Source organism: Agromyces sp. NPDC056523, from assembly GCF_042794545.1.
Lineage (GTDB): Bacteria > Actinomycetota > Actinomycetes > Actinomycetales > Microbacteriaceae > Agromyces.
In genome coordinates this window covers 193,588-213,992 of the sequence record NZ_JBHTTM010000004.1, presented here as the reverse complement: position 1 = coordinate 213,992, position 20,405 = coordinate 193,588, and the positions used below count along the sequence as shown (strand labels likewise).

At 70.4% G+C, this 20,405-nt stretch carries 17 protein-coding genes; 13 read left to right on the top strand and 4 right to left on the bottom strand.

Annotated features, from left to right (window positions below):
* Positions 1 to 15: 15 nt before the first annotated feature.
* From ACFQ58_RS14410 to ACFQ58_RS14355, 12 genes are all read left to right on the top strand, one after another.
* Complete coding sequence (locus ACFQ58_RS14410) at positions 16 to 1,410, top strand: APC family permease (protein ID WP_376951843.1); 1,395 nt, start codon at positions 16 to 18, stop codon at positions 1,408 to 1,410.
* Positions 1,407 to 2,345, top strand: coding sequence for a cyclase family protein (locus ACFQ58_RS14405; protein ID WP_376951842.1), 939 nt, complete (start codon positions 1,407 to 1,409; stop codon positions 2,343 to 2,345). Before ACFQ58_RS14410 ends, ACFQ58_RS14405 begins: the two co-directional genes overlap by 4 nt.
* A gap of 96 nt (positions 2,346 to 2,441) precedes the next feature.
* Complete coding sequence (locus tag ACFQ58_RS14400) at positions 2,442 to 3,272, top strand: aldo/keto reductase (RefSeq protein ID WP_376951841.1); 831 nt, start codon at positions 2,442 to 2,444, stop codon at positions 3,270 to 3,272.
* Positions 3,273 to 3,346: 74 nt separating this feature from the next.
* Positions 3,347 to 4,726: an MFS transporter gene (locus ACFQ58_RS14395; protein ID WP_376951840.1), complete on the top strand. Its 1,380-nt coding sequence runs from the start codon at positions 3,347 to 3,349 to the stop codon at positions 4,724 to 4,726.
* A gap of 186 nt (positions 4,727 to 4,912) precedes the next feature.
* Positions 4,913 to 5,887 (top strand): LacI family DNA-binding transcriptional regulator, encoded by a 975-nt coding sequence (locus tag ACFQ58_RS14390; RefSeq protein WP_376951839.1) that lies wholly within the window; start codon positions 4,913 to 4,915, stop codon positions 5,885 to 5,887.
* Positions 5,888 to 6,061: 174 nt separating this feature from the next.
* Positions 6,062 to 6,781: an L-ribulose-5-phosphate 4-epimerase gene (locus tag ACFQ58_RS14385; protein WP_376951838.1), complete on the top strand. Its 720-nt coding sequence runs from the start codon at positions 6,062 to 6,064 to the stop codon at positions 6,779 to 6,781.
* A 202-nt stretch (positions 6,782 to 6,983) separates the two neighbouring features.
* Complete coding sequence (chvE, locus tag ACFQ58_RS14380; RefSeq protein WP_376952030.1) at positions 6,984 to 8,054, top strand: multiple monosaccharide ABC transporter substrate-binding protein; 1,071 nt, start codon at positions 6,984 to 6,986, stop codon at positions 8,052 to 8,054.
* Between the two features lie 131 nt (positions 8,055 to 8,185).
* Positions 8,186 to 9,715: a multiple monosaccharide ABC transporter ATP-binding protein gene (mmsA, locus tag ACFQ58_RS14375; protein ID WP_376951837.1), complete on the top strand. Its 1,530-nt coding sequence runs from the start codon at positions 8,186 to 8,188 to the stop codon at positions 9,713 to 9,715.
* Between the two features lie 129 nt (positions 9,716 to 9,844).
* On the top strand, positions 9,845 to 10,993 hold the full coding sequence (mmsB, locus tag ACFQ58_RS14370) for a multiple monosaccharide ABC transporter permease (protein ID WP_376952029.1): 1,149 nt from the start codon (positions 9,845 to 9,847) through the stop codon (positions 10,991 to 10,993).
* A gap of 460 nt (positions 10,994 to 11,453) precedes the next feature.
* A complete protein-coding gene (locus ACFQ58_RS14365) occupies positions 11,454 to 13,064 on the top strand; it encodes a xylulokinase (protein WP_376951836.1) in 1,611 nt (536 codons plus the stop codon).
* 163 nt (positions 13,065 to 13,227) lie between these two features.
* Positions 13,228 to 14,751, top strand: a complete 1,524-nt coding sequence (araA, locus tag ACFQ58_RS14360; protein WP_376951835.1) for an L-arabinose isomerase — start codon at positions 13,228 to 13,230, stop codon at positions 14,749 to 14,751.
* 11 nt (positions 14,752 to 14,762) lie between these two features.
* Positions 14,763 to 15,863, top strand: a complete 1,101-nt coding sequence (locus ACFQ58_RS14355; protein ID WP_376951834.1) for a LacI family DNA-binding transcriptional regulator — start codon at positions 14,763 to 14,765, stop codon at positions 15,861 to 15,863.
* A 200-nt stretch (positions 15,864 to 16,063) separates the two neighbouring features.
* Here the strand turns inward: ACFQ58_RS14355 and ACFQ58_RS14350 are convergent, their stop codons facing one another.
* A complete protein-coding gene (locus ACFQ58_RS14350) occupies positions 16,064 to 16,444 on the bottom strand; it encodes a glyoxalase superfamily protein (RefSeq protein ID WP_376951833.1) in 381 nt (126 codons plus the stop codon).
* A gap of 271 nt (positions 16,445 to 16,715) precedes the next feature.
* On the opposite strand from ACFQ58_RS14350, the gene ACFQ58_RS14345 reads away from it, so the two are divergent.
* Complete coding sequence (locus ACFQ58_RS14345; RefSeq protein ID WP_376951832.1) at positions 16,716 to 17,294, top strand: HhH-GPD-type base excision DNA repair protein; 579 nt, start codon at positions 16,716 to 16,718, stop codon at positions 17,292 to 17,294.
* A gap of 9 nt (positions 17,295 to 17,303) precedes the next feature.
* Here ACFQ58_RS14345 and ACFQ58_RS14340 read toward each other — a convergent pair whose 3' ends face one another.
* The 3 genes from ACFQ58_RS14340 to ACFQ58_RS14330 all read right to left on the bottom strand — a co-directional run bounded on the left by ACFQ58_RS14340 (position 17,304) and on the right by ACFQ58_RS14330 (position 20,212).
* Entirely contained in the window at positions 17,304 to 17,909 is a 606-nt protein-coding gene (locus ACFQ58_RS14340; RefSeq protein WP_376951831.1) for a hypothetical protein, read from the bottom strand.
* Positions 17,906 to 19,009, bottom strand: a complete 1,104-nt coding sequence (locus ACFQ58_RS14335; protein ID WP_376951830.1) for a PASTA domain-containing protein — start codon at positions 19,007 to 19,009, stop codon at positions 17,906 to 17,908. Before ACFQ58_RS14335 ends, ACFQ58_RS14340 begins: the two co-directional genes overlap by 4 nt.
* A gap of 255 nt (positions 19,010 to 19,264) precedes the next feature.
* Entirely contained in the window at positions 19,265 to 20,212 is a 948-nt protein-coding gene (locus ACFQ58_RS14330) for an NAD-dependent epimerase/dehydratase family protein (protein ID WP_376951829.1), read from the bottom strand.
* Positions 20,213 to 20,405 lie beyond the last annotated feature (193 nt).

Sequence of the window (20,405 nt, the reverse complement as noted above, 5' to 3'; positions counted from 1 at the left end):
GCCCAGAATGAGCGGGTGAGTTCGAGAACACTGGATGCCGCGCCATCCACCGATGCCACTGCCACCGCCACCGGGCACCGGGGCAGCCTCGGTCTCGTGCAGGGCACCGCGCTGTACATCGCGAGCGTGCTGGGCACGGGCATCCTCGTGTTGCCCGGCCTCGCCGCGCAGGCGGCCGGGCCGGCGTCGATCCTCGCCGTGGCGGCCGTGCTCGTGCTCTCCATTCCGCTCGCCGGCACGTTCGCCGCGCTCGCCTCGCGGTTCCCCGACGCGGGCGGGGTCGCGAGCTACGTGCGCCGCTCTCTCGGAGCCACCGCGGCCCGCATGACCGGCTACTGGTTCTTCTTCGGCGTGTGCGTCGGCGCGCCCGTGGTCGCTATCCTCGGCGGCGAGTACGTCGTCGCGGTGCTCGGCGTCGACCGGGCGGCGGTGCCGATCATCGGCTTCGCGGTGTTCCTGCCGCCGTTCGTGGCGAACTGGTTCGGCGTTCGCGTGGCCGGCTGGGTGCAGTTCGTGCTCACCGGGCTCCTGCTCTCGGTGGTCGTCGGCGTCGTCGCCGTCACGTTCCCGGCCGCCGAGCCCGCGAACTTCACGCCGTTCCTGCCGAACGGCTGGGCGGGTGTCGGCGTCGCGATCAGCCTGTTCGTGTGGGCCTTCGCCGGCTGGGAGGTGGGCACCCACATCGCGGGCGAGTTCCGCGACCCCAAGCGCACCATCCCGATCGCCACGGCCATCGCCATCGTGATCGTCGGCTTCGGCTACCTCGCGCTGCAGTTCGTGACCGTCGCCGCGCTCGGCGAGCGGGCGGGTGAGAGCCAGGTGCCGTTGCTCGACCTCGTCGAGACCACGGCGCCCGGCATCGGCTCGGTGCTCGTCGCGATCGTCGCCGCCATCGTCACCGTGGGCGTGGTGAACGCGTACCTGCCCGCCTTCGGCAAGCTCGGCGCCGCGCTCGGGCGCGACGGCGACCTGCCGGGCTTCTTCGCCAAGGGCGCCGCCGACGGCGAGATCCCGCGTCGGGCGCTCGCGCTGACCGGCGTACTGATCGTCGTCTACTTCGGGCTCATGCTCCTCAACGACCTCGACCTCACCGGCTTCATCCTCATCCACACGAGCAACATGGTCGCGATCTACGCGGCCGGCATGATCGCCGCCACGCTGCTGTTGCGACGGTGGTCGGTCGGCTGGTGGCTCGCGGTCGTCGCAACGGTGCTCACGGCGGGCCTGCTCGTGCTGGCGTGGCAGAACCTCGTGGTGCCGCTCGTGCTCGCCGCTGCGGCGGTGCTCGTCACGGTAGTGCGGCGCGCGCGTCGCGGTCGCGCCGTCCAACGACCAGACCACGGCGGCGCCGTCGACCGGCGCGGGCCCGAACCCGCAGCGACCATCGCCCCTCGACAGGAGCCCAGTTGACCGAGTACCGCGCCCGCTTCGACGCCGAGATCGACTTCGTCAACGGGGGAGGTCTGCGGGCCGACGCGTTCCGGCTCGACCTGCCGTCGCCCGACCTCACCGAGGCGCAGATCGGGGAGTTGCTCGTGCGGCACCTCGGACTCGCGATGGCGGGTCGCGTCGAGCTCTCGAACCTCGAGATCGTCGAGGAGCCGCACAAGGGCTCGCGCGGCGTGTCCGAGACGGCGCCCGCGGCGCCCGCGGCGGCCGCGACATCCGTCTCGACGCCGACGAGGGGCGCGATCGTCGACCTCAGCCACACGGTGCGCGCCGGGCTCGTGACGTACCCGGGCATCCCGGCGCCGACGATCACGCCGCACCTCACGCGCGAGGCGTCGCGGAAGCACTACGCGCCGGGCACCGAGTTCGCGATCGACCTCATCACGATGGCCGGCAACACGGGCACCTACCTCGACAGCCCCTACCACCGCTACGCCCATGGCGGCGATCTTGCGACCCTCGACCTGGCGACGCTCGTCGGCGTGCCCGTCGAGGTGTTCCGATTCACGGATGCCGCGACCCGCGGGATCCCCGCGACGGCGTTCCTCGACCGTGACCTCGCCGGTACCGCGGTGCTGCTGCACACCGGCTGGAGCCGGCACTTCGGCACGCCCGAGTACGCGCATGGTTCGCCCTTCCTCACCGAGGCGGGCGCGCAGCACCTGGTCGACGCCGGCGTCGCGATCGTCGGCATCGACGCGCTGAACATCGACGACACCGAGTCGGGCGGCACCCGACCGGCTCACTCGCTGCTGCTCGCGGCCGGCATCCACGTCGTCGAGCACCTCACGGGCCTCGACCGCGTCCCCGTTCATGGGGCGCGGTTCACCGCGGTGCCGCCCAAGGTCGAGGGCTTCGGTACGTTCCCGGTGCGGGCGTTCGCCGAGCTGCCCTAGTCGCCACGGCCGTCGAGACGGCCGAAGTCCGCCGAAGCGCCGATGTCCGCGCGTCGTGGCTGGCATGCGGGGGCCGTTCCGGGTGAGGATGGTCCCATGACCGCCCATGCGTACGCGCTCGCCGACGGCAACACGATCCCCGCGATCGGCTTGGGCACGTACGGGCTGAACGACCAGTCCGGCGTCCAGGCGATCGTCTCCGCCATCCAGGACGGCTACCGCCTCATCGACACGGCCTACAACTACGGCAACGAGGAGGTCGTGGCCGAGGCGATCCGCCGCGTCGACGTCGATCGCAGCGACCTCTTCGTCACGACCAAGCTGCCCGGCCGGCACCACGGCATCGAGGAGACGCTGGCGAGCTTCGAGCAGTCGCGCAAGCGCCTCGACCTCGACTGGGTCGACCTCTACCTCATCCACTGGCCGAACCCGAAGCGCGACCGGTACGTCGACAGCTGGCGTTCGATGATCAAGCTCAAGGAGCGCGGCGTCGTCCGCTCGATCGGCGTCTCGAACTTCACGCCGGCGATGCTCGACCGGCTCAACGCCGAGACGGGCCTCATGCCGGTCGTGAACCAGGTCGAGCTACATCCCTACCATCCGCAGGCCGAGCTGCGGGCGTATCACTCCGAGCACGCGATCCGCACCGAGAGCTGGACGCCGCTGGCCAAGGGCAGCGAACTGCTCGCCGAGCCCGTGATCACCGAGATCGCCGCGCGACACGGCGTGAGGCCCGCCCAGGCCGTGCTGGCCTGGCACCTCGAGCTCGGTTCGGTGCCGATCCCGAAGTCGGCCGACGCCGCGCGTCGCCGGCAGAACCTCGACGTCTTCGACGTCGGGCTCGAGCCGGCCGAGGTCGACGCGATCTCCGGCCTCGAGCGCGGCCGGCTGTGGGGTGCCGATCCCGAGGTGCACGAAGAGCTGTAGCACTGTCCGGTTCTCGCGGGTCGGCGACCGGTTCGGCGCGGCGGATGTCGCGGGCCCGTCGTAGGCTCGATCGGGTGAGCGAACGCACCACCCCGGCACCATCCGCGGCCGTCGAGGCCCCCGTCGGGGGCCCCCTCGCCCGCCCGTGGCGCTTGCTGTCGCTCGGCATGTTCGCGCTGATCTTCCTCGCGGCGTTCGGGGTGCTCGCGGTCACGACCGTGATGCCGCTGGTCGCCGCCGACCTCGACGGCGAGCACCTGTACGCGCTCGCCTTCTCGGTACCGCTCGCCGCCGGCGTCGTGGGCATGGTCGTCGCCGGCAACTGGAGCGACCGGTCGGGTCCGCTGCCGCCGCTCATCGCGGCCGGCGTGCTCTTCGTGATCGGGCTCGTGATCGCGGGGCTCGCGCCGAACATGCCCGTGCTGGTGCTCGGCCGCCTCGTGCACGGCATCAGCGGCGCGGCCGTCATCGTGCCGCTCTACGTGATCGTCGCGCGGGTGTACCCCGAGTCGGTGCGTTCGCGCGTCTTCGCGGGGTTCGCGGCCGCGTGGGTCATCCCGTCGATCGTCGGTCCGGCGGTCGCTGGATTCGTCGCAGAGCAGCTCGACTGGCGGTGGGTGTTCCTCGGCGTCATCGCCCTCGTGCTTCCGGCCGGCGCGATGATGCTCGTGCCGCTGCTGCGCGTGCACGACCGCGTGCGGGGCGACCCGTCGGTGCCGTGGAGCGGCTCTCGACTGGCGTGGTCGATCCTCGCCGCGTTCGCCGCGCTCGGAGTGAGCCTCGCGAAGGAGCTGCCCGAGCCGTGGCGATGGATCGTCGCCGTCGCGGGCATCGTCGTCGCGATCGTCGCCGTTCGGCCGCTGCTCCCGTCCGGCGCGCTTCGGGCCGCGCGCGGCATGCCCGCGACCGTCCTGATGCGCGCGATCGTCGCCGGCGCCTTCTTCGCTACCGAGATCTACCTGCCGTACCTGCTCATCGACCGATACGAGTTCGCGCCGAGCCTCGCCGGCGCGGTGCTCACGGGCGCCGGCATCTCGTGGGCCGTTGCGTCGTGGCTGCAGGGACGACTCGGCGACCGGGTCTCCAACGTCGACGTGGTGCGGATCGGCGCCGTCGTGCTCGCCATCTCGCTCGTGGTGGTGCTCGCGGTGGCCGCCTTCACGCTCTCGCCCGCGATCGCGTTCGTCGCCTGGACGGCGTGCGGCGCCGCCATGGGCTTCATGTACCCGCGGTTCTCGGTCTCCGTGCTCGAGCAGTCGACGCAGGAGGCGCAGGGCTTCAACAGCGCTGCGCTGACGATCGGCGAGTCGCTCGGCGCGGCGGTCGCCCTCGCGATCACGGCCCTCGTCGCTAGCGTCGTGGGCCCCGACGCGTTCACGGCCGAGTTCCTCGTGACGGTGGGGATCGCGATCGTCGGCGTCGTCCTGTCGTCGCGGGTGCGTCCGCCCCGCTGACGTCCTCTCCGCCGATGTGACGGTCACATTGTGACGGTCACATTGTGACGGTCACATTCCCGCCATCCGAGTGCATAATGGTCGCGGCGGCATGTGTGACCGTGAACATGCCGGGATCGAAACCGAGGTCACGTGCCGGAGACGACGCAGGAGTCCGTGCGTGGGCGTGCGCCCAGCATCCGCGATGTGGCGCGCCTGGCGGGCGTGTCGCACCAGACCGTGTCGCGCGTGCTGAACAACCATCCCAGCATCCGCCCGGAGACCAAGCAGCGCGTGCTCGACGTCATGGCCGAGCTGCAGTACAAGCCCAATCGCGCGGCGCGCGCCCTCGTGACGAGCCGTTCGCGCACGATCGGGATCCTGTCGGCGTCGAGCACGCACTACGGGCCGGCCTCGAGCATCGCGGCCATCGAGTCGGCCGCGCGAACGGCCGGGTACTGGGTGACCACGGCCAACATCGAGTCGGGCGATGCGGGCTCGATCGCCGACGGGCTCGCCCATCTCGCCGCGCAGGGCATCGAGGGCCTCGTCGTCATCGCGCCGCAGGTGCGCGTGTTCGACACGCTCGCGCAGCTGTCGATCGACGTGCCGTACGTGACGCTGCAGTCGACCGGTCGAGACCCCGAGCACACGCTCTCGGTCGACCAGATCGCGGGCGCGCGGCTGGCCACGCGCCACCTCATCGAGCGCGGGCACCGCCAGATCTACCACCTGGCCGGCCCGCAGGACTGGATCGAGGCCGAGGCGCGCATGCGCGGATTCCTCGACGAGATGAGCGCGCGGGACGTGCCCACGACCGCGCCGATCCTCGGCGACTGGACGGCGGAGTTCGGGTACTACGCCGGCCGCGAGCTGCTCACCGTCCGTGACTTCACGGCGATCTTCGCGTCGAACGACCAGATGGCGCTCGGCGTGATGCACGCGGTCCGCGACGCCGGGCTCGAGATCCCGAGGGACGTCTCGGTGATCGGATTCGACGACATCCCCGAGGCCGCGCACTTCTGGCCGCCGCTCACCACGGTGCGCCAGGACTTCGCCGAGCTCGGGCGACGTTGCGTCGCGCTGCTGCTCGGCGACATCGACGCTTCGGCGCCCGAGTACCGCGGCACGATCGTGCCCGAGCTCATCGTGCGGTCGTCGGTCGGCACGCCCGCGTTCTGACGGCGCGCGGCGGCGGATTCCGGCCCGTTACCGTTCCGTGATCATCGGTCAGTTGACAGCCGAGCCGATCGTGGGGCTAACATGTGACTCGCCATGTGAACGGTCACATCACGGTCACATCGGCCAGGATCCATCGCCGCCGCGGCGGCCGCACCATTCGACGAGGGAGTCCGCGTGACCAGTTTCGGCCCGCAGATCGAGGTCGCGATCGCCCGTGTCCGGGCCGACGTCGCCCGGCTGCACGGCGAGCTGACCCGGTACGGCCTGGTCGTCTGGACCGGCGGCAATGTCTCGGGCCGGGTCCCCGGCGCCGACCTGTTCGTGATCAAGCCCTCGGGCGTGAGCTACGACGACCTGGCGCCCGAGAACATGATCCTCTGCGACCTCGACGGCAACGTGATCCCGGGCACGCCGGGCAGCGAGCGGTCGCCGTCGTCCGACACCGCCGCGCACGCGTACGTGTACCGCAACATGCCCGAGGTCGGCGGCGTCGTGCACACCCACTCGACGTACGCGGTGGCCTGGGCGGCACGGGGCGAGGAGATCCCCTGCGTCATCACCGCGATGGCCGACGAGTTCGGCGGCCCGATCCCGATCGGGCCGTTCGCCATCATCGGCGACGACTCCATCGGCCGCGGCATCGTCGAGACGCTCAGCGGGCACCGCTCGCGGGCGGTGCTCATGCAGAACCACGGCCCGTTCACCATCGGCGCGAACGCGAAGGACGCCGTCAAGGCGGCCGTCATGGTCGAGGATGTCGCGCGCACCGTGCACTTCGCCCGCGAGGCGGGCCCGCTGATCCCGATCCCCCAGGAGGCGATCGACCGGTTGTACGACCGGTACCAGAACGTCTACGGACAGTCCTCGGACGCCCGTCGACCGATCCCCAGCTGACCCACCCACCAGCTGACCATCCACAACTGAAGAGCTTGCGGCAGCCGCGGTCCCGAACGGACGCCGCAGGGAAGCCGGTCGTCATGGACGAGGCCGGATTCCGCAACGTCACCAAGACGACGACGTCCATGACCACACAGTGAAAGGACACACCGTGAACAGCACGAAGAAGGTGCTCCTCGCCACGCTGGCGGCCGGTTCGATGCTCGCGCTCGCCGCGTGCTCGGGCGGCGGCGGAGGCGGCGGAGAGGGCGACGGCGGCCTCATCGGCGTCGCGATGCCGACCAAGAGCTCCGAGCGCTGGATCCAGGACGGCGACTCCGTCAAGGAGCAGCTCGAGGAGCAGGGCTTCTCGGTCGACCTCCAGTACGCCGAGGACGACATCCCCACCCAGGTCTCGCAGGTCGAGAACATGATCACCAAGGGCGCAGAGGCCCTGATCATCGCGGCGATCGACGGCACTACGCTGTCCGAGGTGCTGCAGAGCGCCGCTGACGCCGACATCCCCGTCATCGCGTACGACCGCCTCATCCGCGACTCCGAGAACGTCGACTACTACGCCTCGTTCGACAACTACAAGGTCGGCGTGCAGCAGGCGACGTCGCTCCTCGCGGGCCTCGGCCTGACCGACCTCGAGGGCACCGCGGTCGACGGCGCGCCCGCCGGCCCGTTCAACATCGAGCTGTTCGCCGGTTCGCCCGACGACAACAACGCGACGTTCTTCTGGAACGGCGCGATCGACACCCTCCAGCCGTACATCGACGAGGGCACGCTCGTCGTGAAGTCGGGCCAGACCGAGTTCGAGCAGGCCGCCATCCTGCGCTGGGACGGCCAGGTCGCCCAGAGCCGCATGGAGAACCTCCTCACCTCGTCGTACTCCGACGGATCGACCGTCAACGCGGTCCTCTCGCCGTACGACGGCCTCTCGCGCGGCATCATCTCGGCCCTCACCGACGCCGGCTACGCGGTCGGCGACGAGTGGCCGATCATCTCGGGCCAGGACGCCGAGCTCGACTCGGTCAAGGCGATCAACTCGGGCGAGCAGTACTCGACCATCTTCAAGGACACCCGCGAGCTCGCGACCGTGGCCGTGGACATGGCGACCGCGCTGCTGAACGACGAGGAGCCCGAGGTCAACAACACCGAGGACTACGACAACGGCGTGAAGGTCGTCCCGTCGTACCTCCTCGAGTCGCAGATCGTCGTGAAGGACAACATCACCGAGGTCCTGGTCGACAGCGGCTACTGGACCGAAGAGGAAATCAACGGCTGATTCGCCGTTGAGCCGGATCGGATGACGCGACACCGCGTGTCGGGACCTGAGGCGGGAGTACTCTCGCCTCAGGTCCCGGCCGCGGCATCCGTCGCACCGGACGGCGCACCGGCACTGGAGCAGGAGCAAGGATGACCACCCACATTCTCGAGATGCGCGGCATCACCAAGACGTTCCCGGGTGTGAAGGCCCTCGCGAACGTGAACTTCGAGGTCGAGCGCGGCGAGGTCCACGCCATCTGCGGCGAGAACGGCGCCGGCAAGTCGACGCTGATGAAGGTGCTCTCGGGCGTGTACCCGCACGGCACCTACGACGGCGAGATCGTCTTCGAGGGCGAGACCGTCGAGTTCCGTGACCTCACGGGTTCCGAGGCCAAGGGCATCGTGATCATCCACCAGGAGCTCGCACTCAGCCCGTACCTGTCGATCGCCGAGAACATCTTCCTCAACAACGAGCAGAGGGGCGCCGGCGGCCTCATCGACTGGAACAAGACCAACTTCGAGGCCGCGAAGCTGCTCGCGCGGGTCGGCCTGAAGGACAACCCGACGACGAAGATCCGCAACATCGGCGTCGGCAAGCAGCAGCTGGTCGAGATCGCCAAGGCGCTGTCGAAGCGCGTGAAGCTGCTGATCCTCGACGAGCCGACCGCGGCCCTCAACGACGAGGACTCGGATCACCTGCTCGACCTGATCCTGCACCTCAAGGGGCAGGGGATCACGTCGATCATCATCAGCCACAAGCTCAACGAGATCAAGAAGGTCGCCGACACCGTCACGGTCATCCGCGACGGCAAGACGATCGAGACGATCGCCAAGCAGGATGTCACCGAGGACCGCATCATCAAGGACATGGTGGGTCGCGACCTCGAGCACCGGTACCCCGACCACACGCCGAACATCGGCGAGGAGCTGTTCCGCGTCGAGGACTGGACCGCCCACCACCCGCAGGACACGTCGCGCGTGATCGTCGACAACGTGAACCTCAACGTGCGCGCCGGCGAGATCGTCGGCATCGCGGGCCTCATGGGCGCGGGGCGCACCGAGTTCGCGATGAGCGTGTTCGGCCAGTCCTACGGATCGAGGATTTCCGGGAAGGTGTTCCTGCGCGGCAAGGAGATCAAGACCCGCACCGTCGCGGAGGCGATCGAGAACGGCATCGCGTACGCGACCGAGGACCGCAAGACCTTCGGCCTCAACCTCATCGAGGACATCAAGCGCAACATCTCGATGGCGTCGCTGAAGAAGCTCGAGAAGTACGGCCTCGTGCACGACAACGAGGAGTACGCGGTCGCGAACAAGTACCGCAAGTCGATGAACATCAAGGCGCCGAGCGTGCTCGTGAAGACAGGCAAGCTCTCGGGCGGCAACCAGCAGAAGGTCGTGCTGTCGAAGTGGATCTACTCGGATCCCGACGTGCTCATCCTCGACGAGCCCACGCGCGGCATCGACGTCGGCGCGAAGTACGAGATCTACACGATCATCAACGAGCTCGCGGCGCAGGGGAAGGGCATCCTCGTGATCTCGTCCGAGCTGCCCGAGCTGCTCGGCATCTGCGATCGCGTCTACGCCCTCTCCGAGGGCCGCATCACGGGCGAGCTTCCGGTCGAGGAGGCCACGCCCGAAGAGATGCTCAAGCTCATGACCATGGAGAAGCCCCGCTAGCCGGCGGCTCGCGGATCACACCAGGAGACACCAATGTCGAATCCGAATCCACCGCTCCTCGAAGACACCACTCCCGCGGCAGCGAGCCCCAATCCCGTCGAGAACAAGTTCACCGACCGGCTGACGCACATGCTCAGCGACCTCGGTCGCAACGGCATCTTCATCGCGCTGGTCCTGGTCGTGGTCCTGTTCGCGATCCTGACGGACGGCATCCTGCTGCGTCCGCAGAACATCTCCAACCTCGTCGTGCAGAACGGGTACATCCTCGTCCTCGCGATCGGCATGGTCATGGTGATCATCGCCGGGCACATCGACCTCTCGGTCGGTTCGGTCGCCGCATTCGTCGGTGCCGTCTCGGGCGTGTTCGCGGTGCAATGGGGACTTCCGTGGTGGCTCTCGATCATCCTCTCGCTGCTCGTCGGCGCCGCGGTCGGCGTCTGGCAGGGATTCTGGGTCGCCTTCGTCGGCATCCCGGCGTTCATCGTGACCCTGGCGGGCATGCTCATCTTCCGCGGACTCGCGCTCGTCGTGCTCGGCAACTCGAACATCGGCTCGTTCCCGGCCGAGTACCGTGCGCTGGGCAACGGCTTCCTCTCGAACGTGTTCGGCGAGTTCGAGCTCGACCCGCTGACTCTCGGCGTCGGCGCGCTCGCGATCGTGATCCTCGTCGTGCAGCAGGTGCGCACGCGTCGCGGCCGCCAGAAGTACGGCCAGGACGTCGAGCCGATGCCGTGGTTCATCACCAAGCTCGTGCTGATCTCCGCCGCGATCGGGTTCTTCGCCTACTCGCTCGCGTCGTACAAGGGCATCCCGGTCACGCTGATCGTGCTCGGCGTGCTGGTGCTCGTCTACAGCGTGGTCATGAACCGCACCGTGTTCGGCCGGCACATCTACGCGATCGGCGGCAACCGCCACGCGGCCGAGCTGTCGGGCATCAAGACCCGCCGCGTCGACTTCTGGCTGTTCGTGAACATGGGCTTCCTGGCGGCACTCGCCGGCCTGATCTTCACGGCCCGCCTGAACCTCGCGGGCCCGAAGGCCGGTGACGGCTTCGAGCTCGAGGCGATCTCGGCGGCGTTCATCGGCGGCGCGGCCGTGCAGGGCGGCGTCGGCACGATCGGTGGCGCGATCATCGGTGGTCTGATCATCGGTGTCCTGAACAACGGCATGTCGATCCTCGGCATCGGCATCGAGTGGCAGCAGGCCGTCAAGGGCCTCGTGCTGCTGCTCGCGGTCGCGTTCGACGTGTACAACAAGCGGCGGGCCGGCGGAAGCTAGGCCGCGCGACCTCCTGGCGAACGAGGGGCGGATGCTGCGGCATCCGCCCCTCGTCGTGCCGCGGCGGGTCGCCCCGCGCCCTGGCCGCATGTGCCCGTCGCACGGTCCGGCGAGAGTATGCCGAACGGCGCTTTCGGACTGTGGGAGCCGACGTTCGGCAAACTCTCGGCGGCTGGGCGCCTGGGCGGACCGCTCGCGCCGTAGCTCCCGCGGGTCGCGGCATCCGGCCCGCCCGCGCGCTCGCGCGGGCGCCGTTCGTGTCCGCCACCAGCGGCGAGAGTATGCCGAACGGCGCTTCCGGTCTTCGAGAGGCGATGTTCGGCATACTCTCGGCGGCTGGGTCGGTCGGCGAGCGCCGGGCGGCGGCGTGCGCGGGTTGGCAGGGCGCTTCGTTAGCGCTAACATCGGGGACTGTTAGCGCTAACGAAGCCGCCGCGACGCAGAAGGAGGACGCTCGCCGATGAGCGACACCGAGAACACGACGGATGGCGCGCGCGCCACGATCCTCGAGGGGCGCACGTCGCTCGGGATCGAGCTCGGCTCCACGCGCATCAAGGCCTGCCTCGTCGGGCCCGACCCCACCGAGGTGCTCGCCGTCGGCAGCCACGAGTGGGAGAACGAGTTCGTCGACCGCCGCTGGACGTACTCGCTCGAGTCCGTCGAGTCCGGCCTCCGGGCCGCGTACTCCGACCTCGTCGCCGATGTACGGCGCCGCCACGGCGTGCAGCCCACGACGTTCGGCGCGATCGGCGTCTCCGCGATGATGCACGGGTACCTCCCGCTCGACCGCGACGGCGAGCTGCTCGTGCCGTTCCGCACGTGGCGCAACACGTCGACGGGCGCGGCGGCCGCCGAGCTCAGCGAGCGGTTCGGGCTGAACATCCCGCTGCGCTGGTCGATCGCCCACCTGCACCAGGCGGTGCTCGACGACGAGGCACACGTCCGCGACATCCGGAGCTTCACGACGCTCGCCGGGTACGTGCACTGGCGACTCACGGGTCGCATGGTGCTCGGCGTCGGCGACGCCTCGGGAATGTTCCCGATCGACGCCGACACGCACGACTACGACGCGCGGCTCCTCGGCGTCTACGACGGGCTCGTCGCCGACCGGGCGCCCGGTCTCCGCGTCGCCGACCTGCTGCCCGAGGTGCTGCCCGCCGGTCGCGAGGCCGGGCGGCTCACCGATGAGGGCGCGGCGTACCTCGACCCGAGCGGGGGCCTGCGGCCCGGGATCCCGCTGTGCCCGCCCGAGGGCGACGCCGGCACCGGCATGGTCGCGACGAACTCGGTCGCCCCGCGCACCGGCAACGTCAGCGCGGGCACGAGCATCTTCGCGATGGTCGTGCTCGAGGGGGCGCTGTCGCACGCGCACCACGAGCTCGACCTGGTGACGACGCCGGCCGGCGACCCGGTCGCGATGGTGCACTGCAACAACGGCGCGAGCGAGCTCGCCGCATGGACCAGCCTGTTCGGCCGGTTCGCCGCCGCCGCCGGCACGCCGCTCGAGTCCGATGCCGTGTTCGAGGCGCTCTTCCGCGAGGCGCTCGACGGCGACGCCGACGCCGGCGGGCTGCTCGCCTACAACCACCTCGCCGGCGAACCGATCGCGGGCCTCGACGAGGGGCGCCCGCTGTTCGTTCGCACGCCCGACAGCCGGTTCACGCTCGGCAACTTCATGCGCGCCCAGCTCTACGGCGTGTACGGCACGCTCGCGCTCGGCATGCGCGTGCTCGCCGGCGAGGGCGTCGAGATCGACCGGATGTTCGCGCACGGCGGCATCTTCCGCACCGCTGGTGTCGCGCAGCGCTTCCTCGCGGGCGCGCTCGACGCGCCGGTCGCCGTCGGCGAGACGGCGTCCGAGGGCGGCGCGTGGGGGATCGCGGTGCTCGCCGCCTACCTCGACGCGGCGGGCGAGCTCGACCTCGGCGCCTACCTCGACCAGCGCGTCTTCGCCGGCGCCGACATCGACACCGTCGAACCCGATCCCGCGGATATCGCCGGCTTCGCCGCCTACCTCGACCGCTACCGGGCCGGGCTCGCCGTCGAAGCCGCCGCGGTCGCGGCGCTCTGACCTCGAGTGGGCGAAGTCGGTGGGGTGATGACCGTCCGAGCCGCCAGGATCGCCCACTCGAAGAACCGACCCGACCGCACGATCACACGACCACACGACCGCACGACCGCGTGACCCGCATCGCTCGCAGCACGATGACACACGACAGCAGTAAGGACATCCCATGACCCGCACTCCGCTCACCACCTCGCTCGACGGGTACGAGGTCTGGTTCCTCACCGGAAGCCAGCACCTCTACGGCCCCGAGACCCTCCGCCAGGTCGCCGACCAGTCGCGGACGATCGCGGAGACGCTCGACGCGGCATCCGCTGTGCCCGTCAAGGTCGTCTGGCAGCCGGTGCTCACCGACTCGGCCGCGATCAAGAGGATCGTGCTCGAGGCGAACGCCGCACCGAACGTGATCGGCGTCGTCGCGTGGATGCACACGTTCAGCCCCGCGAAGATGTGGATCGCCGGCCTCGACGCGCTGCAGAAGCCGCTCGCGCACCTGCACACGCAGGCGAACGTCGAGCTGCCGTACGGCGAGATCGACTTCGACTTCATGAACCTCAACCAGGCCGCGCACGGCGACCGCGAGTTCGGGTACATCCAGACCCGCCTCGGCGTGCCGCGCAAGACGATCGTCGGCCACGCGAGCGACCCGCGCGTGCAGGCCGAGCTCGGCACGTGGCAGCGCGCCGCCGCAGGCCTCGCGGCCTCGCGCAGCCTGAAGCTCGCGCGCTTCGGCGACAACATGCGGTACGTCGCGGTGACCGAGGGCGACAAGACCGAGGCGGAGCTGCGGTTCGGCGTCCAGGTCAACACGTGGGGCGTGAACGAGCTCGCCGAGGCGGTGCACGCCGCGTCCGATGCTGAGATCGACCAGCTCGTCGCGCTCTACGAGGACGAGTACGACGTCGCCCCTGAACTGCGGCGCGGCGGCGACCGCCACGACTCGCTGCGCTACGGCGCGGCGATCGAGCTGGGGCTGCGCTCGTTCCTCGAGGAGGGCGGCTTCGGTGCGTTCACCACGTCGTTCGAGGACCTCGGCGCGCTGCGGCAGCTGCCCGGCCTCGCGGTGCAGCGCCTGCAGGCCGAGGGGTACGGCTTCGGCGCCGAGGGCGACTGGAAGACCGCCGTGCTCGTGCGCATCGCCAACGTCATGGGCGCGGGCCTGCCCGGCGGCGCGACGCTCATGGAGGACTACACGTACGACCTGACGCCCGGCGACGAGCTCATCCTCGGCGCGCACATGCTCGAGGTCGCGCCGTCGATCACGACGGCCAAGCCGTCGCTCGAGATCCACCCGCTCGGCATCGGCGGCAAGGAGGACCCGGTGCGCCTGGTGTTCACGGCCGACCCCGGCCCCGCCGTGGTCGTCGCGATGAGCGACCTGCGCGACCGGTTCCGGCTCACGGCGAACGTGGTCGAGAACGTCGAGCCGCGGCATCCGCTGCCCAAGCTGCCCGTGGGCCGCGCGGTCTGGAAGCCGGCGCCCGACTTCCAGACCTCGGCGGCGGCATGGCTGACTGCGGGTGCGGCCCACCACACGGTGATGTCGACGGCCGTGGGCGTCGAGGTCTTCCGCGACTTCGCCGAGATGGCGCGTGTCGAGCTGCTGGTGATCGACGACGAGACCACGCAGCGCGGCTTCGAGCGCGAGGTGCGCTGGAACCAGGCGTACTACCGACTGGCGCAGGGCCTCTGAGGCTGAGCGCGATGACCGGGGCGGATGCGGCGGGGCGGGCGGTGGACCCGGCTGCCGCGTCCGACCCGACCGCGGGGGGCGGCTCGGCGCCGGCCGCCGATCCGGCCGCGGCCGGCGTGCCGACGATGTTCGACGTGGCCCGGCACGCCGGCGTCTCGCACCAGACGGTCTCGCGCGTGCTCAACGACCTGCCCGGCGTCGCCGCCGCGACGCGTGAGCGCGTGCGGCAGTCGATGGCCGAGCTGAACTACGCGCCCTCGCCGACCGCGCGGGCGATGGCGCGGCGCCGATCCGACTCGATCGGGCTCATCCAGGCGGGCCGGCCCGACTACGGCCCGTCGAGCGCGGCGCTCGGGTTCAACGAGGCCGCGCGCGAGGCGGGCTACGCCGTGAGCCAGGCGAGCATGCGCGCCCTCGACGCCGACGAGCTCACCCAGGCGGTGCACCGGCTCGTGCTGCAGCGCGTCGAGGCGATCGTGCTCATCTCGGGCGAGCGCGAGGGCGTCGACGTGCTGCGCGGCATCGACGCCGGCGTGCCCGTCGTCGCGGTCGCGTCCGAGCGCGCGCCGGGAACGCACCGCGTGTCGTTCGATCAGGCGGCCGGAGCGCGGCTCGCGACCGAGCACCTCATCGGGCTCGGGCATCGGCGCATCGCGCACGTCGCCGGTCCGGCCGATTCGATGGATGCTGCGGAGCGCCGCCGCGGATTCGCCGCCGCGCTCACGGCCCATGGGCTCGAGCAACGCGAGCCCATCGTGGGCGATTGGCTCGCGGCATCCGGTCACGCCGCCGGGCGGCAGCTGCTCGATGACGGATGGGCCACCGCCGCGTTCGTCGGCAACGACCAGATGTCGCTCGGGCTGCTCGCCGCGTGCCACGCGACGGACGTCTCGGTCCCGGGCGACCTCAGTGTCGTCGGGTTCGACGACATCCCCGAGGCGGCGTTCTTCACGCCCGCGCTCACGACCATGCGGCAGGACTTCCACACCCTCGGCCTCGACATCATGGCGACCGTGCTCGACGTGCTGCGCGACGAGCCGTCGGCGCCCGACCGCACGACGCGCGTGCCCGAGCTCGTGGTGCGTGCGAGCACGGCGCCGCTCCGCGGCTGAGGGGCTGCTCGTACCTCGTCGATGCAGAAACGCAGGAGAATCCGGGGAATGGACCCGCAGGGCCGCCCGTGTCCCGGATTCTCATGCGTTCCGGCGCGCGCGGCGCCATCCGGCACCGAATTCGAAGGATGGGCCGCGCGATGACCTCGCATGCGGAGGTCTGGCGTGTCTCATCCTTCGAACCGGCCCGGCCGAGTGGGTCAGGAGGCCGACCAGGCGGGCAGCTGCTGCAGGGTCCAGCGGTTGCCGTCGGGGTCGCGCAGGGTGATGAAGCGGCCCCAGGCCTGCTCGTCGACGCCCTCGGCCTCGACGCCCTTCGCGCGCAGCTCGGCGAGCACGGCGTCGGCGTCGGGGATCACGACCTGGATCACGTCGAGCGAGCCCGGCGCGAGCGTGGCGCCGAGACCCTCGCCGATCGCGATCGAGCACGCCGAACCGGGCGGGGTGAGCTGCACGAAGCGCAGGTTCTCGTTGACGCGCTGGTCGTGGTCGGCGTTGAAGCCGAGCTTCTCGACGTAGAACTCCTTCGCGCGGTCGACGTCGGTGACGGGCACGTGGATGAGCTCGATCTTCCAGTCCATGGTGGTGGTCCTCCGGGTCGGGCCGGGCGGGTGTGCCCGGCATCTCTCTTCGACGACGAGTCTCCTCGACGATGTGGACAGTTCCTGTCCGGAATGCCCCCAGACAGGCAGGCGGTCCGGACGGGGGCTCCGCGCTCCACCCTGTCGCGGACCCGCGCGATGCCGCAAGACCGTTCGATTTGACCGCGACGTACGGGTGCCGGATGTCGCGCGGCCGCCGCGACACGACCGGCCCGGCCCGCCCGCCGCATCCGGTGGGAGGATGGAACGCATGACGACGCTCAACATCACCGGGGATGCCGCGGCCGACGAACTGCTCAGCACCGACGCGTTCGCGCTGCTCGTGGGCATGCTGCTCGACCAGCAGGTCGCGATGGAGACCGCGTTCGCCGGGCCGCTGAAGATCCAGCAGCGCGTCGGCTCGATCAAGCCTGACACGATCGCCGCGGTCGATCCCGACCACCTGGTCGACGTCTTCAAGCAGACGCCCGCAGTCCATCGCTACCCGGGCTCGATGGCGGGCCGCGTCCAGGCGCTGGCCGGCGCCGTGCGCGACGACTGGGGGAGCGACGCCGCCGCGATCTGGACGCAGGGCGACCCCGACGGACCTGAGGTGCTCCGGCGCCTCAAGGCCCTGCCGGGATTCGGCGACCAGAAGGCGAAGATCTTCCTCGCCCTGCTGGGCAAGCAGCTGGGGGTCGAGGCGTCCGGATGGCGCGAGGCCGTCGGCCACTACGGCGAGGACGGGTGCTTCGCCTCAGTCGCCGACATCACGGATGCCGAGTCGCTCGCGAAGGTGCGTGCGACGAAGCAGGCGGCCAAGGCCGGGGCGAAGGCGCCGAAGGCGTAGTCCTTCGAGTCACGACGCACGTTGCGTCAGGTGCACCGGGCGTCGCAGGTTCACCACCAGATGCGAGTCGAACTGCTTGCTCTTCGTGGCGATCGCCTTCCCCTTCACCGCCAATGTGCCGGTGACCTTCACGTCGCCACCCTCGACCGCGACGAGGTCACCGGCTGCGACGACGGCGGAGCAACCGATGATCTCGAAGACGAGCTCCAGCCGGAACTCGACGCTGCCGACCGGGAGCCCATCGACGTAGACCTGGATGACCGGCTTGTAGGTCGATGTGATGCGGTGGGAGACGAGCTCGACGATCTCGCGCGCGGCGGAGCCGAGGGTTCGACGTCCGGCGTCCACGAGCGCCTTGTACTTGAGCCAGCCTCCGACGATCGCGTCCGTGAGGTCGACGTCGAGCAATCGGTGGGCGGCGACGGCCACCTGGCCGTACACGGCTCTCCGGGCAGCAGTCGACATGTTGTCCACGCCGCCTGATCTGGCCCCATCGCGATCGGCCTCGATCAGCGCATCGGCGATCTCGTCAGCGGTGAGGTGAGCGCGCCCCTGGGCTCCGAGCAGGTCGAGCACGGTGATCCGATCCTCGTGCGTGGGCGCCAATGTGGTCATGGTCGAACCTCCTCGAGATCGTGGTGGCGCTCACCTGGATGAGGCTCGATCCGCACCACGTGCCGGGTGCCGTCGGGCTCGCCGGGCGCAGCGACGATCGTGCTGCTCACGTCGACAGGTGTGACCAGCTTCACATGCACGTGCTTGGCAACCCACGCGCGTTGTGCCGAGTTGTACAGGATTCGAGCGAGTGCGGCCGCGGCCACGACGATCGCGAGGACGAGGAGCACGACGGCCAGGATCAGAATCTCGGTCGAGACGGATGGCGCGGCGGTCGTGACGACGGTGACGTCGGACCCCACGGGCACGGCCGTCCCGGGCGCCGGGTCCTGCGAAGCGACGGTGTTCCCATCGGACGAGCTGGAGACGACGAGCCGCAGCCCGAGGGAACCCAACTCCGCAAGCGCGTCCTGTGTCGACATCCCGACGAGGTCGGGTACCTGAACGGTGCGCGGAGGGACGGCCTGCATCGTCAGGTCCACTGGTGTTCCGGCGGTCACCTCGGTGCCGGGCGCGAGCGACTGCTCGCCCACCCGATCACCCGTACCCGAGATGATTCCGGCCGCCAAACCCGCGTCGGCGAGCGCGTCCTGCGCCTCGGCGAGTGTGAGCCCGACGAGATCCGGAACCGCGGTGAACGTCGGCGGTGCATTCAGGTCGACGTCGACCGCGGATTGCAGGACGACGTCGGTACCGGGCGGCGGCACCTGGGACACCACGCGTTCACCCGTGCCCGAGACGTTCCCCAGCACGAGTTGGGCTTCCTCGAGCTCCGCCGCCGCCTCATCGATGGAGAGGCCGATCAGATCGGGGACGGTCGTCGTCACCGATGACGGCGTCACCTCGAAGCTCGCCTCCGTCGTCATCCTCACGTCGCCCGCGCAGCGAGCGACCACCGTGTGCACGCCCGGACTCGAATCCAACGGCACCACGAACGAGGTGCTCGCGGTCCCCGACGAGATCTCGGCCGTCGCGAGCTCGCTCGGTGTCCCCTGCTCGAACCAGGCGAAGTCCACTTCCGAGGGGTCGGTGTCGTCGTTGCCCTCGATCGGGCAGTCTGCGAAGCCCGTCGCGACGGCCTTGACCGGTGTGCCGGGCACTCCCTGATTCGGATCGAGGTCGAGGAGAGGCGGGCTGACCTGCGGCGCGGCTGACGCGGTCGTCACCGCGCCCAGGGCCGCGCCCAAGGCGAGGAGGACCGTCGCTGCCAGCGCACGAAGGCGAGACGAGCTGGAAGATGCCATATCGCGGCCCCCTCCCACCGCGTATGTTCACTCACCACGGTCCTCTCGGCGGCTCCGGATGTCAACGACCGAGCTGACCGCGGTCAACCCGGCGCTCCTCGACCACCAGTGTCAGCGGCTGATGCGCTCGCGCCAGGCGGGCGTGGTCGCGTCGAGCAGCGACTCCCAGTCGGTCGGCTGCAGGCCGAACACATCGGTCGTCTCCGTCGCGTCGACGACGAACGGCCGCTCGAACTGGTACATCACGCCGCGCACCTCGCGAAGGATCGGGACCACGGCGCCGAGCGCGCCCACGGCCCACCGAGGCATCCGCCACAGCCGCGGCTCGCGGGCATCGACCCGCGAGCCGAGCGCGCGCAGGGCGTCGCGCACACTCACCGGCGGGTTCGACGGCACGAGCCACGCCGACCCCCACGCCCGCTCGTCGCGCCCGAGCACCGCGAGCGTGGCGGCGATGTCGTCGACCGCGGTCCACGAGTGCGGCGCGTCGGGATCGCCGAACACCGTCGCGGGGCGTCCGGCGAGCGTCTTCGCTGCGTACATCGGGAGCAGTCCGCTCGAGACCGGCGCAGTCGGCCCCACGTAGTCCGACGCCCGCGCCTCGGTCACGCGCACGCGACCCGCCTCGTGCGCGGCGAGCGCGTCCTCCCACATGCGCGCCCGCAGCGCGCCCTTGTGGTCGGACGGCCGCAGGGGCGTGTCGCGCCGCATCGGCCCGTCGACAGGACCGTAGCCGTAGAGGTTGCCCATCGTCACCAGCACGGCGCCGGAGGTCTCGGCCGCGCGCAGGATCGATGCGGCGAGCGGCGGCCACACCTTCTCCCAGAGCGGGTACGACCCGGGGTTGGCGCAGTTGACCACGACGCTGGCTCCGCGGGCCGCATCGGCCAGGAGGCCGGCATCGCTCGCGTCGAGCGCGACCCGTTCGATGAGCGGATGGCTCGGCCCGCCGCCCGAGCGGGTGACGACGCGCACGCGCTCGCCGCCGTCGGCGAGCTGCAGGGCGAGGGCGGTGCCGACGGGCCCCGCGCCGACGATGAGCTGGAACGGCTCGGTCATGTCGAGCATCCTGCCGTAGCGGTGTGTCCGGCGGGTGAACGACCTGACACAGACCGTGCGAGTTGAGCGCTCACAATCGAGAACTCGAGCGCGCCGACCCGTCCCGCGCCACGACCAGATACGGCTGGCGATTCGCCCAGAAACCGCGCAGCTTCGGCCTCGCCGCCACCGTGACCCATCCGTTATCGAATTC